This window comes from Shimia sp. R9_1, assembly GCF_017743775.1.
Classification (GTDB): domain Bacteria; phylum Pseudomonadota; class Alphaproteobacteria; order Rhodobacterales; family Rhodobacteraceae; genus Shimia.
On the sequence record NZ_JAGHRN010000002.1, the window covers coordinates 764,980 to 780,079 of the forward strand.

Annotated in this window: 13 protein-coding genes; 2 read left to right on the top strand and 11 right to left on the bottom strand. The window is 62.7% G+C overall.

Annotation, left to right across the window (positions count from 1 at the left end):
* Window positions 1-32: 32 nt before the first annotated feature.
* The 8 genes from J7399_RS09995 to J7399_RS10030 form a co-directional block, all read right to left on the bottom strand.
* Window positions 33-1,478: an aldehyde dehydrogenase family protein gene (locus J7399_RS09995; protein WP_209085724.1), complete on the bottom strand. Its 1,446-nt coding sequence runs from the start codon at window positions 1,476-1,478 to the stop codon at window positions 33-35.
* Complete coding sequence (locus tag J7399_RS10000) at window positions 1,475-2,347, bottom strand: alpha/beta fold hydrolase (RefSeq protein ID WP_209085726.1); 873 nt, start codon at window positions 2,345-2,347, stop codon at window positions 1,475-1,477. Before J7399_RS10000 ends, J7399_RS09995 begins: the two co-directional genes overlap by 4 nt.
* On the bottom strand, window positions 2,344-3,945 hold the full coding sequence (locus tag J7399_RS10005) for a dipeptide ABC transporter ATP-binding protein (protein WP_209085728.1): 1,602 nt from the start codon (window positions 3,943-3,945) through the stop codon (window positions 2,344-2,346). The genes J7399_RS10000 and J7399_RS10005 overlap by 4 nt, the downstream gene beginning before the upstream one ends.
* Window positions 3,942-4,757 (bottom strand): ABC transporter permease, encoded by an 816-nt coding sequence (locus J7399_RS10010; protein ID WP_209086107.1) that lies wholly within the window; start codon window positions 4,755-4,757, stop codon window positions 3,942-3,944. Before J7399_RS10010 ends, J7399_RS10005 begins: the two co-directional genes overlap by 4 nt.
* A gap of 2 nt (window positions 4,758-4,759) precedes the next feature.
* Window positions 4,760-5,707, bottom strand: coding sequence for an ABC transporter permease (locus J7399_RS10015; protein WP_209085730.1), 948 nt, complete (start codon window positions 5,705-5,707; stop codon window positions 4,760-4,762).
* Window positions 5,708-5,752: 45 nt separating this feature from the next.
* Window positions 5,753-6,160: a cupin domain-containing protein gene (locus J7399_RS10020; RefSeq protein WP_209059475.1), complete on the bottom strand. Its 408-nt coding sequence runs from the start codon at window positions 6,158-6,160 to the stop codon at window positions 5,753-5,755.
* 70 nt (window positions 6,161-6,230) lie between these two features.
* Window positions 6,231-7,733: an ABC transporter substrate-binding protein gene (locus J7399_RS10025; protein ID WP_209085732.1), complete on the bottom strand. Its 1,503-nt coding sequence runs from the start codon at window positions 7,731-7,733 to the stop codon at window positions 6,231-6,233.
* Window positions 7,734-7,805: 72 nt separating this feature from the next.
* Window positions 7,806-9,104 (bottom strand): acetylornithine deacetylase/succinyl-diaminopimelate desuccinylase family protein, encoded by a 1,299-nt coding sequence (locus J7399_RS10030; RefSeq protein ID WP_209085735.1) that lies wholly within the window; start codon window positions 9,102-9,104, stop codon window positions 7,806-7,808.
* Window positions 9,105-9,252: 148 nt separating this feature from the next.
* On the opposite strand from J7399_RS10030, the gene J7399_RS10035 reads away from it, so the two are divergent.
* Entirely contained in the window at window positions 9,253-9,786 is a 534-nt protein-coding gene (locus J7399_RS10035; protein WP_209085737.1) for a PAS and helix-turn-helix domain-containing protein, read from the top strand.
* Between the two features lie 240 nt (window positions 9,787-10,026).
* A complete protein-coding gene (gene ilvD, locus J7399_RS10040) occupies window positions 10,027-11,880 on the top strand; it encodes a dihydroxy-acid dehydratase (RefSeq protein WP_209085740.1) in 1,854 nt (617 codons plus the stop codon).
* Window positions 11,881-11,976: 96 nt separating this feature from the next.
* Here the strand turns inward: ilvD and J7399_RS10045 are convergent, their stop codons facing one another.
* The 3 genes from J7399_RS10045 to J7399_RS10055 all read right to left on the bottom strand — a co-directional run bounded on the left by J7399_RS10045 (window position 11,977) and on the right by J7399_RS10055 (window position 15,094).
* Window positions 11,977-12,309, bottom strand: a complete 333-nt coding sequence (locus J7399_RS10045; RefSeq protein WP_209059499.1) for a hypothetical protein — start codon at window positions 12,307-12,309, stop codon at window positions 11,977-11,979.
* Window positions 12,310-12,438: 129 nt separating this feature from the next.
* Window positions 12,439-13,608 (bottom strand): thiolase family protein, encoded by a 1,170-nt coding sequence (locus J7399_RS10050; RefSeq protein WP_209085743.1) that lies wholly within the window; start codon window positions 13,606-13,608, stop codon window positions 12,439-12,441.
* A complete protein-coding gene (locus J7399_RS10055; RefSeq protein ID WP_209085746.1) occupies window positions 13,589-15,094 on the bottom strand; it encodes an AMP-binding protein in 1,506 nt (501 codons plus the stop codon). Before J7399_RS10055 ends, J7399_RS10050 begins: the two co-directional genes overlap by 20 nt.
* Window positions 15,095-15,100 lie beyond the last annotated feature (6 nt).

The window sequence follows — 15,100 nt, forward strand, 5'->3', positions numbered from 1 at the left end:
CCTCCGGCGGGGATATTTGAAGAATGAGAAGCCTAGCCGTGCAGAGCGGCCACGGTTTTGAGTTGGGAGAAGTGGAAGAGGGCTTCAAAGCCTTTTTCGCGGCCGTGGCCGGAGTGGCCGGTGCCGCCGAAGGGCAGCTCGACCCCGCCGCCTGCGCCGTAGTTGTTGAGGAAGACCTGACCGGCGTTGAGCTGTTTGGCCAGCCGCATCTGACGCGCGCCGTTTTGGGACCAGACCGAGGCGACAAGGCCATACTTTGTGCTGTTGGCAATGGCGAGCGCCTCATCTTCTGTGTCAAAGGGGATGAGCACCTGAACGGGACCGAAGATTTCCTCCTGCGCGAGGCTGTGATCGGGGGGGGCATCGGCAAAGAGCGTGGGGGGCACGTAGTGTCCGGGGGCGTCGGTGGCGATTTCGCCCTGGGCGGCGACGGTCAGGTCTGCGCCTTTGGTGAGGAAGTCTGACACGATGTCTTTTTGTCGTGCGGAGATCAGCGGACCGAGGGTGGCATCCTCCATGGCAGGTGCGGCGCGCATGGCTTTATAGGCGGTGCTCATGCGGGTTTTGACCTCTTCATAGACGCTGCGCTCCACCAGAATGCGAGAGGAGGCCGAGCAGGTCTGGCCCGCGTTCTGGATGCCTGCGTTCACTAGGAAGGGCAGGGCGGCGTCCAGATCGGCATCCGCAAATACCAGTTGTGGGGATTTGCCGCCCAGTTCCAGCGTGACCGGTACGACGTTTTCCGCGGCGGCGGCCTGCACAAGGCGGCCGGTGTTCACCGAGCCGGTGAAGGAGATGTGGTTTACGTCTGGATGAGCGGCGAGTGCAGCCCCGGCCTCTGCCCCCAAACCCGGCACCACATTGAGCGCGCCGTCCGGCAGGCCGGCCTGTTGCGCCAGATCGGCAAAGGCCAGCGCGGTGAGACAGGCTTCTTCGGCGGGTTTGAGAACACAGGCGTTGCCCATGGCGAGCGCGGCCCCGACCGAGCGGCCAATGATCTGCATCGGGTAATTCCACGGCACGATGTGGCCGGTCACGCCAAAAGGCTCGCGCAGGGTGTAGACGGTGTAGCCATCCAGATAGGGGATGGTCTCGCCATGCACCTTGTCAGCTGCGCCGCCGTAGAACTCCATATAGCGCGCCAATGCGGTGACATCGTTGCGCGCCTGTGTCAGCGGTTTGCCCACGTCCTGTGCCTCAAGCCGGGCGAGGGTTTCGGCGTGCTCCATTACAAGCTGGCCGATGCAGGTGAGGATGCGCCCGCGCTCCACAGCGGTGGCGCGGCCCCAGTCGCTGTTGCGCGCGGCCTGCGCGGCGGCCACGGCGGCGTCGATGTCTGCCTTGGCACCGCGCGCGATGGTGGCCAGCGGGCTGCCGTCTGAGGGGTTGGTCAGCGCCAATGTGTCGCCGGAGAGGGCTGGTTGCCATGTGCCGCCGATGAGGCATTTGGACGGGTCAAACCAGAGATCGGAAGTCATTTAGTATCCTTTGAGGGAATGCGTTGGAGGAAATTTCGCAAGAGGTTGAAATAGGTGTCAGGGGCGTCAAACTCCGGCAGGTGGCCGCAGTTTGGCAGGCAGTGGTGGGCCGCGTCGCTGTGGGTGAGCGCGGCGGTGATGGCTTGGGAAAAGGCGCTGGGCATGATCGGGTCTTTGTCGCCGCTGATGATCAGGCTGGGGCAGGTGACCTTGGCGAGCGCTGTGCGGAAATCAAAGCGGCCCATTTCATTGGTTGGGCCGTTGAAATGCAGGGCGACCGGATCTTTCATCAGCACGCGGGACCAGAAGTCGGGTTCTATCGCGGTTTGGGTATAGTGGGGGACGCAGATCCGGCCGTAGGTGGCGCGGGAGGCGGATGTGGGATTGCCCCAGTAGTTTTGCGCCGCTGCCTGTGCCTCCGGGCCGACCAAGTGGCCAAAGGCGTTGTAAATCGTGGGGAAATCGACTTTCGCGGTGGTGTTGGACAGGATGAGGCCCGCGAGGCGGTCGGTGTATTTTGTGGCAAAGGCCTGCGCGACAAAGCCGCCAAAGCTGCCGCCGTAGAGGATCGGATCGGTGATCTCCAGCGCATCACAGAGCGTGGCGAGATCATCGGCCCATTGATCAAGCGTCCAGAGCGCGGGGTCGCCATCGTCAGAGCGGCCATTGCCGCGGTGGTCGAGGTAGAGGATGTGGCAGAGGTCGGAGAGTGCGGCGGCGTAATGGGGCTTAAAGATCGAGTGATCCGCGCCGGGGCCGCCGTGCAGCAGGATCAGCGTGGGTTTCTGCCGCAGCGTGGGGCCGTCTGCGATCCATTCCGGCCCGTCAAAATCCACAAACAGGCGCACGCCATTGATCAGAAGCCTCATGCGGGGGCCTCCTCTATGGAGATTTTGGGCAAGACAGGGGCGGCGGCGATCAGGCTTTGGGTGTAGCTGTGCTGCGGAGTGGCAAAGACCGCTTCGGTCTCGCCTTCCTCGACGATTTCACCGTTTTGCATGACCAGCACGCGGTCTGTGACGGTGCGTACCACAGAAAGGTCGTGGGAGATGAAGAGATAGGCGAGGCTGTGACGGCGGGAGAGATCGGCGATCAGGTCGAGAATTTGCGCGCGGATGGAGACATCCAGCGCGGAGACCGCCTCGTCAAAGATAATGAGCTCGGGGCGGGTGATGAGGGCGCGGGCGATGGCGATGCGCTGGCGCTGGCCGCCGGAGAACTCGTGGATGTATTTTTGCGCGTCCTGAGGCGTGAGGCCCACATCGGTGAGGACCTCGCCGATGAGGCTCTGCAGGGCCGCGCCTTTGGGCGGGTTTTGCACCAGATGGAAGGGTTCTGTCAGGATGCGGGCAACGCGGTGGCGCGGGTTGAAGCTGCTATAGGGGTCTTGGAAAACCACCTGTGTTTTGAGACGCAGCGCGGCGGGCATGGCTGCGCCAACCGGGTGGTCAAAGGCGATGATCTGGCCGCTTTGCACCGGCTCCAGCCCCAGAATGGCCCGTGTTAGGGTCGATTTTCCGCAGCCAGACTCGCCGACCAGCCCGACCCGTTCGCCTTGGTGAATGGTGAAGGACACATCGTTGACGGCGCGGTGAAAGGCACGAGGGGCAAAGAGTCGGGTGCGGGGCAGGGCGTAGTCCCGGACGGCGTTTTTCACCGTCAGGATCGGGGCAGGTGTGTCCTGTGGCGTTGGCAGATCGACGGTGTGGCCTGAGGCCTCAAAGAGCGCGCGCGTATAGGGGTGCTGCATATTGGCGAGCAGCTGTTGGGTGGCGCCTTGTTCGACAATTTCACCTTTGCGCATGACCACGATGCGGTCGGCCATATCGGCGACCACGGCGAGGTCGTGGGTGATCATCAGAAGGCCCATGTCAAACTCGGCAACGAGATCTTTGAGCAAATCGAGGATGCGGGCCTGGGTGGTGACGTCGAGCGCAGTCGTCGGCTCATCGGCGATCAGAAGGCGCGGGCGGCGGGCGATGGCCATGGCGATGACCACGCGCTGGCGCTGGCCGCCGGACAGCTCATGCGGGTAGCGGCTGAGGGGGAAGCGGTCCTGGGGCAGGCCCACACGGGTGAGCATGGCGGCGGCTTGCGCCATGGCCTCGGCTTTGGGGGCCCCGGTGTGGATGCGGATGGTCTCTGCCACCTGTGTGCCGATGGTTTGCAGCGGGTTTAGCGCGGTCATCGGCTCCTGAAACACCATGCCGATGTCATTGCCGCGCATGGTGCAGAGGTCGAACTCGGATTGGGTCAGCAAATCGGTGTCGTTGAGCAGGATGTGGCCGCGGGTTTCGGCTGTGTCGGGCAGGAGCTGCATCACCGCGAGAGCTGTCATGGATTTGCCGGAGCCGCTTTCGCCGGTGACCGCGAGGCTTTCGCCTGGGGCGATGGAGAAGGTGACATCGTGCAGGATCGGGACGGAGCCGATGGTGAGGGAGAGGTTTTGCACCGAGAGAAGGGTCATGTGCGCACCACGCGGATTTTGGGGTCAAGCCAGTCGCGCAGCCCGTCGCCTAGGAGATTGAGGCCCAGCACAGCGGAGATGATGGCGAGGCCGGGGATCAGCGCGAGATGGGGCGCGAAAGAGACCATGGTTTGCGCATCCGCGAGCATGCGGCCCCAGGACGGCGTAGGTGGTTGTGCGCCAAGGCCGACGTAGCTGAGGCCAGCCTCAGCCAGAATGCCGAGGGAGAACTGGATGGTGCCCTGCACGATCAGGAGGTTGGCGACATTGGGCAGGATGTGCTCGACGCTGATCAAGGCGCGGGATTTGCCTGCGACGCGGGCGGCGAGGATGAAATCGCGTTGCCAGAGCGGCAGTGCGCCGGCGCGGGTGAGGCGGGCAAAGACCGGCACGTTGAAGATGCCGATGGCGAGGATCGCGTTGACTGCGCCGGGTCCGAGGATGGCGGTGATCAGGATGGCGATCACGAGGCTGGGGAAAGCAAAGATCAGATCGTTGCCACGCATGATCAGCTCATCAGCCCAGCCGCCCTGACGCGCGGCGGCCCAGAGGCCGAGGGGCACGCCAAGTCCCATGCCGATGCCCACAGCCACCAGCGCCACGGCGAGCGAGGTGCGTGCGCCCACCATGATCATTGAAAAGATGTCACGTCCGAAGTGGTCGGTGCCAAACCAATGCAACGCGCTGGGCGTTTGCAGCTTGTTGGGGATGTCCATCGTGGTGATGTCATAAGGCGTCCAGACAAAGCTGAGGAGCGCGGCGCTGACCACGATCAGGCAGAGCAGCCCGCCAAGGAGGATGTTGCGCGACAGGCTCATGTGCGGGACCTCAGGCGGGGATCAATCGCGGCGTAGGCGAGATCAACGAGGAAGGTGACAAGGATCACTAGGAACACCAGCAGCATCACCACGCTTTCCACCACGATAAGGTCACGCGCGGAGATGGACTGAAAGATCAGGCGGCCGAGACCGGGCAGGAAGAAGACCTGTTCGATGATGATGGCACCCGCGAGCAGGAAAGAGAACTGCATGCCGATGATGGTGAGCACCGGGATCATGGCGTTGCGCAGCCCGTGGCGCAGCAGGGCCTGACGGCGGGAGAGACCCTTGGCGCGGGCGGTGCGCATGAAGTCTTCGCCAAGCACATCCAGAAGCGAGGAACGCATGACACGCGCGAGGATGGCGGATTGCGGCAGCGCCAGTGCGATTGCGGGCAGGGTGAGGGATTTCATCGCCGCGCCAAAGCCTTTGTCCCAACCGACAAAACCCCCGGCAGAGAACCAGCGCAGGTTGATGGCAAAGATCAGGACCAGCATCATCGCGAACCAGAAGTTTGGCACGGCAATGCCAAATTGGGTGGCCCCCATCACCGCCATGTCGCCAGCCTTGCCGCGGCGGGAGGCGGCGTAGATGCCAGCGGGGAAGGCGATCAGGGTGGACAGGGTGAGTGCATAGAGCGCCAGTGGCAGAGAGACCCAGATGCGGTCGCCAATCATCTCTGTCACAGGTGTGCGGTAGGTGTAGGAGAGGCCAAAGTCGCCCTGCAACATGCCGCCAACCCACGTGAGGTAGCGCTCAAACTTGGGCACATCCAGACCCAGCTCTGCGCGCAGGGCCGCGATGGTGTCGGGCTGGGCATTGAGACCCAGCATGAAGCTCGCGGGATCGCCGGGCACCACCTCGATCACAAAGAAGATCACGAGGGAGGCCACGATCAGGCTGAGCCCTAAAGAAAGCGCGCGTTTGAGAGTGTAGCGGAGCATTTGGGTGTTAGAGTGGTTGGTTTCAGATCGTTGCGGCGGCGGGCATCAGGTTGGTGGTGTCAGGTAGTCGGCGTCGGTGACATGTTCGAGCCAGTCCGCGCCGGAGCCGTCTTTGACCTGTTGCATGGCAAGATGGCACATGCCGGTTTCAGGTGCTGCGCCGTGCCAATGCTCCACACCTGGCTCGATCCAGATGGTGTCTCCGGGGCGGATGGTGCGGGGGGCTTCGCCGCGCAGCGCGATCAGCCCAACACCGGAGAGCACATGCAGGGTCTGGCCCACGGGATGTGTGTGCCATGCGGTGCGCGCGCCCGGCTCAAAGGTGACACGTGCGGCAAAGAGCTCGGACGGCGGGCGGCTTTCGGTGATCGGGTCAAGACGCACCGTGCCGGTGAAATACTCCGGAGCGCCTGCGCGGCTCGGCAGGCTCCCGGCGGGGATATGGTCGATCATGGCAAAGACCCTTCTAGGTCAATGAGGCAAATGCCGGAGCCGCGCGCGGGCGGCTCCGTTCAGGAGGGTGTTACTCTGCCCAGGTGACAGCGGTGAGATCGGTGGCTTGGGTGGGCTGGTTTTCCCAGAGACCCTGCACGCCCGCTTTGGCGATGGTGGGGAAGGCGAGCTGGAAGAGGTAGCCGTTCACATAATCCTCGGAGATCATGGTCTGTGCTTCGCTCAGCAGTGTGGTCCGTTCCGCCGGATCGGTTGCCGCATTCAGGGTTTCCATGATCTGCTGGAACTCCGGGTTGTCGTACTGGAAGTAATAATCCGGCCGGGCATAGATGCCGATGTCAAAGGGCTCGGTGTGGCTGACGATGGTCAGGCCGTAGTCTTTGCCCCGGAAGACCTGCTCCAGCCATTGCGCCCATTCGAGATTGGAAATCTCGGTCTCAATGCCCACGGCGCGCAGTTGGGCGGCTATGATCTCACCGCCACGGCGGGCATAGGAGGGCGGGGGCAGTTTCAGCGTTGTGCTGAAGCCATCGGCAAAGCCCGCCTCGGCAAGAAGTTGTTTGGACAGCTCCGGATCGTATTGGGAGTTGCCGGTCAGGTCGACGTAATCCGGATTGTGCGGCGCAAAATGGGTGCCAATCGGGGTGCCAAGGCCAAACATGGCCCCGTCGATGATGGCGGAGCGGTCAATCGCATGGGCGATGGCTTTGCGCACTTTTACATTGTCGAGCGGCGGCTGTTGGTTGTTGGTGGAGAGGATGGTCTCCCCCTCAGAGCTGCCCACCAGCACCTGAAAGCGTGGATCGGCCTCAAACTGTGGCAGGGCCTCCGGGGTGGGGAAGCCGGCAAAGACATCAATGTCCTCGGCCATCATCGCGGCAAAAGCGGCGGTGGGGTCAGAGATGAATTTGAAGGTCACATCTGTCAGCGCAGCAGGCGTGCCCCAATAGGCCTCGTTGCGCGCCAGCGTGATCTGATCGCCCTGCACCCAGTTTTCAAATTTGAAAGCGCCGGTGCCGATGGGGGTTGTCTTGATGTCCTCGATGGTTTCAGGGGCCACGATCACCGCATCGCCCCAAGCCATGTTGAAGAGGAAGCTGCCGTTGGGGGCCTCCAGCGTCACCTGCACGGTGAGCGGATCGAGCACTGCAACATCGGTGATCCCGGCAAAGAGGGCCTTTTGCGCATTGGCGCTGTCTTCGGCGCGGGCGCGGTCGAGCGAGAATTTCACGTCCTCCGCATCCATGGCGCTGCCGTCATGGAAGGTCACGCCTTCGTTGAGCATGAAGGTGTAGGTGAGGCCGTCCTCGGAAATCTCCCAGCTTTTGGCGAGGCCCGGAATGACCGCGCCATCGCTGGCAAAGCGGGTGAGCCCTTCAAAGACATTGGAATAAAGCACGCTGTCGATCGCGCCTGCGGCGGCGGAGGTCGGGTCCAGATGCGGTGGCTCCAGCTGCAGGGCCACGGTGAGGTCGGTCTGTGCCATGGACGCGCCCGCAAACAGGGCTGCGGTGAGGGCGGTTGTGCTGGCGATCAGGCGTGTGCGGGCCAGCTTTGACGTGTGAAGTGTCATTTTATCTCTCCCTTATCTTATTGGTTTTTATTATTTTTGGGCACAGCCTCAGGTGAGGCAGGCCGGATAAATCTATGTAGCATCTTCTGACGGCAACAAAAGCTGAGTCAGGCTATGGGCCATGACTTTGGCGCTGTCGACCATATCGTCGATGCCGATGTATTCGTCTGGTTTGTGGGCCAATTCCAAAATACCCGGCCCATAGGCGATACAGTTTCTGAGCTTGCCGATGCGATCAATATGTTTTTGGTCATAGGTGCCGGGGCTGGCGACATAATCGGGCGATTTTCCCAGCACATCCTGAATGGCGCGGTCCACGGTGGTGACAACCGGTGCGGCGCGGTCGGTCATCGAAGGCGCAACATGGTTGAGTTCGCGCATTTCATAGCGGAAGTTTTCGCGCTGGGCGGAGAGATCGTTGAGCAGGCCTTTGACTTCGCCTGCCACCCCGGCGTGGTTTTCTTCGGCCAGATAGCGGCGGTCGATCACGATGCGGCAGCTGTCGGGCACGCAATGGGCGGGCAGGCCGGTGAAATCTTCGGGCTGCTCAGGCTGGCCGCCGTGGATCGAGTTGATGTTCATGGTGGAGGAACGCGCGCCTTCGGGCACCACCGGCATATCGGTGCGTCGGGCCGCCATGGCGGGGAAAAGATCGCTCTCAAACTTGTCGAGCACCGCGCCCATGTGGCGCACCGCGCAATCGCCAAGGAAGGGCATGGAGCCATGGGCGATTTCGCCGAAGGTTTCGATTTCCGCCCACCAGCCGCCGCGGTGACCCAGACAGATGCGGTCTTTGTTGAGCGGTTCGGGGATGATCACATGCTGCACCCGTTCCGGGGCAAAGAAGCCGCGCTCTGCCAGAAAGGCCACACCGCCGTAGCCGCCGCTCTCCTCATCGGCCGTGCCGGAGATTTCGATGGCGCCACAGAAATCCGGAAATTCGGCGATGAAGGCTTCGGCGGCGATGATGGAGGCGGCCAGCCCACCTTTCATGTCACAGGCGCCGCGCCCGTAGATTTTGCCGTCTGACACCTGCCCTCCGAAAGGATCAAAGGTCCAGCCGTGGCCGACCTCGACCACATCGGTGTGGCTGTTGAAATGCACGCATTCGCCGGGGTGATGGCCTTCTTTGCGGGCCAGAACATTCCAGCGGGGGTATTTGTCGCAATCGCCCGGTGCGCCATGGGCGCGGATCAGCTGGGTGTCAAATCCGTGGCGGGTGAGGCGGGTATCGAGGTAGTCGCAGATGTCGCGGTAGCACTCGCCGGGTGGGTTGAGCGTTGGGATGCGGATCAGATCCTGGGTCAGAGCAATGAGGTCTTCGCGCATGGCGTCGATGCGCGTCATCAAACGGTCTGTGTCAAAGGGCATGGCAAAACCTCGGCTGCTGACGGGTGTGGACAGCTGGGGAGCCTCCGGCGGGGATATATCTGGCAAGAGGAAAAGCTGTGGTGGCAGAATGGCTTGTGTGGGGATACGGTATCAATACCGTAGGATTACGGTTTGCGGGGAGCATGTGATGGATTGGGATCTGCTGGCATATGATGCGGCCCCGGTGGGGATCGTGGTGACGCAGCATCGGGTGATCCGGGGCTGCAATGCGAGCTTTGCGCAGATGCTGGGGTATCAGAAGGCGGAGCTGATCGGGCAGTCCTTTCGCCTGCTTTATGGCACCACGGAGGAGTTTGAGCAGGTGCGTGACATCGGGATGGCGCCGCTGCGGGCGGACACGGCCTATAGTGATGAGCGCATGTTGCGGCGGCGCGACGGTGGGCAGATCTGGTGCCGGTTTCGCGCACAGACGCGCACGCCGGACGATCCGCTGGCGCAGCTGGTGATGAGCATCGCGGTGATCCATGACGGCCCGCCCCTGTCGCTGAGCGCGCGGCAGCGGCAGGTGGTGAGCGGCCTTGGGCGCGGGCTGACCAGCAAGGAGATCGCGCGTGAGCTGGGGTTGTCACCAAGAACGGTGGAAGACGTGCGCGCGCGGCTGTTGAAGCGGTTTGAGGTGAAGAACGCCGCTGAGCTGCTGGCGCATCTGACGGTTGGGTAGAATTGTGGTGGCGCGGGCTCCGACGGGCCTTTGTGTCTTGCGCCTAGGCGGGGGGGGGGGGCGTGCAGGAGGTTACAGGTTTTGCGCGAGTTGCGTTGTTTTCGCAATTTTGGCGGGGTGTTTCTGGCAATAAAATTTCTGAACATACTTGCATTTCGGCCCCTTGAATGGCACCCGTTCAGACCAGAAATGAAAGGGGCGCCCACCTGGGTGCCAACGCCATCCTCAGGAGAGCACAAAATGCCCGATCTTCGTTCCAAGACCTCCACATTCGGTCGCCGAATGGCGGCTGCGCGCGCGCTATGGCGGGCGACGGGTATGAAAACTGAGGACTTCGGCAAGCCGATTGTGGCTGTGGTCAACTCCTTTACCGAATTTGTGCCCGGACACGTGCACCTCAAGGACATGGGCCAGCTGGTGGCGCGTGAAATCGAGAAAGCCGGTGGTGTGGCCAAAGAGATGAACACCATTGCGGTGGATGACGGCATCGCCATGGGCCATGACGGGATGCTCTATTCCCTGCCAAGCCGCGAAGTGATCGCGGACTCTGTGGAGTATATGGCCAATGCCCATTGCGCCGATGCGCTGGTCTGTATTTCCAACTGTGACAAGATCACGCCCGGTATGCTGATGGCGGCGATGCGCCTGAACATTCCGGCGATCTTTGTTTCCGGTGGTCCGATGGAAGCCGGTAAGGTGATCCTGAAAGATGGTGAGCACAAAGCCGACCTTGTGACTGCCATCGTGGGTGCGACCGACGAAGACCGCAGCCAGGAAGAGGTGGATAAGCTCGAGCGCTCCGCCTGCCCGACCTGTGGCTCCTGCTCCGGTATGTTCACCGCAAACTCCATGAACTGTCTGGCCGAAGCGCTGGGTCTGGCGCTGCCGGGCAATGGCTCGCTGCTGGCGACCCACTCCAAACGCCGCGGGCTGTTTGAAGAAGCCGGTCACAAGATCATTGAGCTGTGTGACCGCTGGTACAAAGAAGGTGACGAGACCGCGCTGCCCCGTGGCATTGCGAATTTCAAAGCCTTTGAGAACGCCATGGCGCTCGATATTGCCATGGGCGGGTCCACCAACACTGTTCTGCACCTCTTGGCGATTGCCCATGAAGGCGGCGTGGATTTCACCATGGCGGATATGGACCGTTTGAGCCGCGAGATCCCGCATCTGAGCAAAGTGGCGCCCTCAACGCCGAAGTACCACATGGAGGACGTGCACCGCGCAGGCGGTATTGCGCGGATCATGGGGGAGCTGGAGCGCGAAGGCAAAATCCACCGGGATTGCGCCACCGTGCATGAGCGCACTGTGGGTGAGTTCATCGACAAATGGGATGTGCGCCGCGAAACCGCGGGCAATGAGGCGCGCGATCTGTTCATCGCGGCCCCCGGTGGTGTGCGCACCACAGAGGCCTTCAGCCAGTCACGGATGTACACCGAGCTTGATCTGGACATTGAGGACGGCTGCGTGCGCGACTTTGCCAATGCCTACTCTCAGGAAGGTGGCCTCTGCGTGCTGTTTGGCAACATCGCGGAGCAGGGCTGTATCCTGAAGACCGCGGGCGTGATCAAAGAGATGTATGAGTTTGAAGGCACTGCGAAGGTCTTTGAATCCATGGAAGACGCAATGCATGGGATTCTGCAGAATGAGGTGAAGCCGTATTCCGTGGTGGTGATCCGCTATGAAGGCCCGAAAGGTGGGCCGGGCATGCAGGAAATGCTTTATCCAACCGCCTACCTCAAATCCAAGAAGCTCGACACCACCTGTGCGCTGCTGACCGATGGCCGCTTCTCCGGCGGCACCGCCGGTCTGTCGATTGGCCACGCCTCGCCGGAAGCGGCGGAAAAGGGCGTGATTGGTCTGGTGGAAGATGGCGACAAGATCAAAATCTCCGTGTCAAACCGCACCATCCATCTGGATGTGAGCGACGAGGAGCTGCAGCGACGTCGTGACAACCACCCGCAGGCGGACAAGAAGTTCTGGAAAGCGGAAGGGCGTCCACGGGCAGTGTCCAAGGCGCTGAAGGTCTATGCGGCGCATGTGTCCAACGCCTCGCTGGGCGCGGTGCGCATGCTGGATGACGAAGACGAATAAACACGTCTGATGCGAAGATAGAGACGGGGTCGCTTGGCGGCCCCGTTTTGGTTTTTAGGGCGCATTTCGAGTGTATGCGCCGATAGAGCTGTGGGCCTATTGGATGGTCCAGGTCGATGTGCGACCTTGTTGATTGTCAAAGGTGATCTGATCACCGTCCAGTGTGGCGACCTGACACTCCGTTCCCGCAAACCGCTCAGGTTTTGTGAGGGTTCGGCAATATTTGCCATCTCGCTCTTCCCAGACACCTTCGATGCCATCGCCAGAGACGGAACCGTCAGAGCCAAGCACGACTGAGGTGTTGCCACTCACAAGAGTCTTGTCGACTACGGAGAGCCATGCGGGCGCATCTGATGGTGGGGTTGGCGCGGTGTCACATGCGGTGAGACCGAAGGCAGCAATGGTGGAGAGAATTAGAAAATGTTTCATAGCAAAGGTACCAATCATTAAACAAACTAAGTGCCGGAGATTATGGTGGTGTTCGGGAAAATGACAAGAAAAAGGTTGTGCATCAGCGGGTTACCCGCTTTGCGCGATTTGGCTCTCGGCACTTAAAATCTAAAGGCGTGTGGGCTGGAGGGCGGCGGTGAGGCCTTGGCCGCCGCCAATGCCGATCATGGCCAGGGCCAGCGCGTTGTCTGGGGCTTGTTGGCGAATGAGTTGGCTGAACAGGCGCACCACGAGGATTGCGCCGGAGGCTCCGAAAGGGTGGCCAAGGGCGATGGCGCCGCCGTCTTGGTTGGGCAGGGTTTCGTCGATCTCCAGCGCATCGAGGCTGGCCAGCACCTGCGCGGCGAAGGCTTCGTTGAACTCCAGATGGGTGAGATCGGAGAGGCGCAGGTTTGGGTGTTGCTTGAGCAGTTTTTGGGTGGAGGCGACGGGGCCGATGCCGAGGATATTGGGATCCACGCCCGCCGCTGCGCCGCCGAGGTAGGCGAGCGCTTTGGTGTGGCCCAGAACGCGGGCTTTGGCGGCACTGGTGATCAGGAGGGCGGCGGCTCCGTCGTTGAGCGGGCAGGCGTTACCGACGGTGACACTGCCGTCTTGGGTGAAGGCGGGGCGCAGGCGGGCGAGGCGCGCAGCCGTCATGCTGTCGCGGATGCATTCGTCGGTGGCGTGGCCTGCGATGGGGGTGATTTCACCGGTGAAACGCCCGGCATCGCGGGCATGTTTGGCGCGCTCTTGGGAGCGCAGGGCGAAGGCGTCTTGTCGGGTGCGTGAGATCTTGAACTCATTTACCACTGTGTCGGCGGCGGCGCCCATCTCTGGGTCGCCTAAGGTGTCGGGGGAAAAGCGCGCGCGTTTGTAGCTTTGTGCGGGCAGGCTGCCACTGGCGGGCAGGGTGCGCAGGGGCGCGCGGCTTTGGCTTTCCACGCCGCCTGCGAGATAGGTTGTACCTGCGCCTGCCATGATGAGGTGGCAGGCCAGCATCACGGCCTCAAGACCCGAACCGCATTGGCGATCTACGGTCATGCCGGGGATGGATGTGGGGAAACCTGCGTGTAGGGCGGCGAGGCGGGCCACGTTGCCGCCGGGGCCTGCGGCGTTGCCGAGGATCACGTCGTCGAGCTGATCGGGGGAGAGGCCTGCGTCAGCGAGGGTTGCTTGCAGCACGGGGGCGGCGAGGTCTTCGACATCCAGAGAGGCAAACATGCCGCCTGCGCGGCCGATGGCGCTGCGGCGGGCGGCGATAATGACCGGTTGGCGCTCAGGTGGCAGCAGGGACAAGGCGCGCGTCCTTTTTGCTGAGCCATGAAAGCAGGCGACCGCGGTCGGGTTTTCCGGAGCTGGTCAGGGGCCAGTCTTGCGTGCGGTAGAAATGGCGCGGGAGTTTGTAGCGGGGCAGGCGGATGGCGAGTTGGGCGCGCAGCTCCTCAAGCGGCGTGTCGCCTTCGACAATGGCGACCAGTTCCTGACCGCGGGACTGATGGGCCACGCCGAGCACCACGGCGGCGGTGAGGCCGGGGATTTCGGAGAGCGCGGTTTCGATTTCCTGCGGGTAGACGTTGTGGCCTGCGGTGATGACCATGCCGCCTTCGCGGCCCAGAAGGCTGAGACTGCCGTCGTTGTTGAGCTTGCCCACGTCGCCAACGGTGGCCCATGGGCCTTCGCGGCGGAAACCGGAGTTGCGCCCGCCCCAGAGGTAGCTGTCGATCGCCAGATCGCCGCGCACAAAGATGGTCCCAGCCTCACCCTGGGCGACCTCCTGACCGTTCTGGCGCAGGGAGAGTTCCACATGGGGGAAGGGGCGGCCAACCGAATGGGCGGGAGCAGAGGAGCTGTCGCGGCCGTGGGTGTTGAGGCTGACAAAGCCCAGCTCGGAAGCGCCGTAGTATTCATGCACGCGGGCGCGTGGGAAGAAGGCGCGGGCTTTTTCCAAGAGTGCCGGGTCGAGCTTGGCCCCGGCGGTGGTGATTTCCATGATCTGCGCGAGCGGCGTGCCGCGGCAAAGCGCGCCCAAGAGGCTGGGCACGGCGACGATGCGGCGGGTCTCGGCCATGGCCGCATGGGCGGCGGCGAGGTCGAATTTCGGCAGGGCGTGGAAGGCGGCTCCGAGTTCCAGTGTTTCGGCGAGTGCATAAAGCGTGATGCCGTGGGCGAGCGGGCCGGGGGCAAATGTGTTGCTTTGCTCGGTCAGCGCAAAGGCGAGGCGGCTGGCGTCGAGTGAGGCGCGCCAGCTGTGGCGAGCGCGGGCAAAGGCTTTGGGCTCGGATGTGGTGCCGGAGGTGAAGCCAACCATGAAGATCGCGCGGGGATCGGTGAAGGGGATCTCGGCAGGCGCGGCGAGGAAGGCGTCAAAATCGGCGGTGTCAATGCGGATGGCGGGAATGCCGAGGCGCTCGGCGGCGGCGATCAGGGCGGTCTGGCCGGAGAGGCAGAACAGCGCATCGGGGGGGAGTTTGGCCAGCACGCGCTGATGCAGGGCGTCGGGCCACTGCGGATCAAGCAGGGTGACGGCGTGGGGCGTGGCGAGCGCTGTGGCGAGCAGGACAGGCGCGTTGGGGTGGTTGCCCGCAGAGAGGGCAAAATTGCGCGCGTCTTCGGGCAGCGACAGGTCGGCGCGGGGCTGGGCGGGCAGAGCGCTGAGGGCGGCATGCAGGCGTTGCAGCTTGCGGTGCAGCGCGCCGTAGGTCAGGCGGGTCTTGGAAAGCGCAACTGCCAGCGCGTCGGGGCGCTGGCGGGCGTGATGATCTATTGCGTGGCGTAAAGGCAAGCGCGT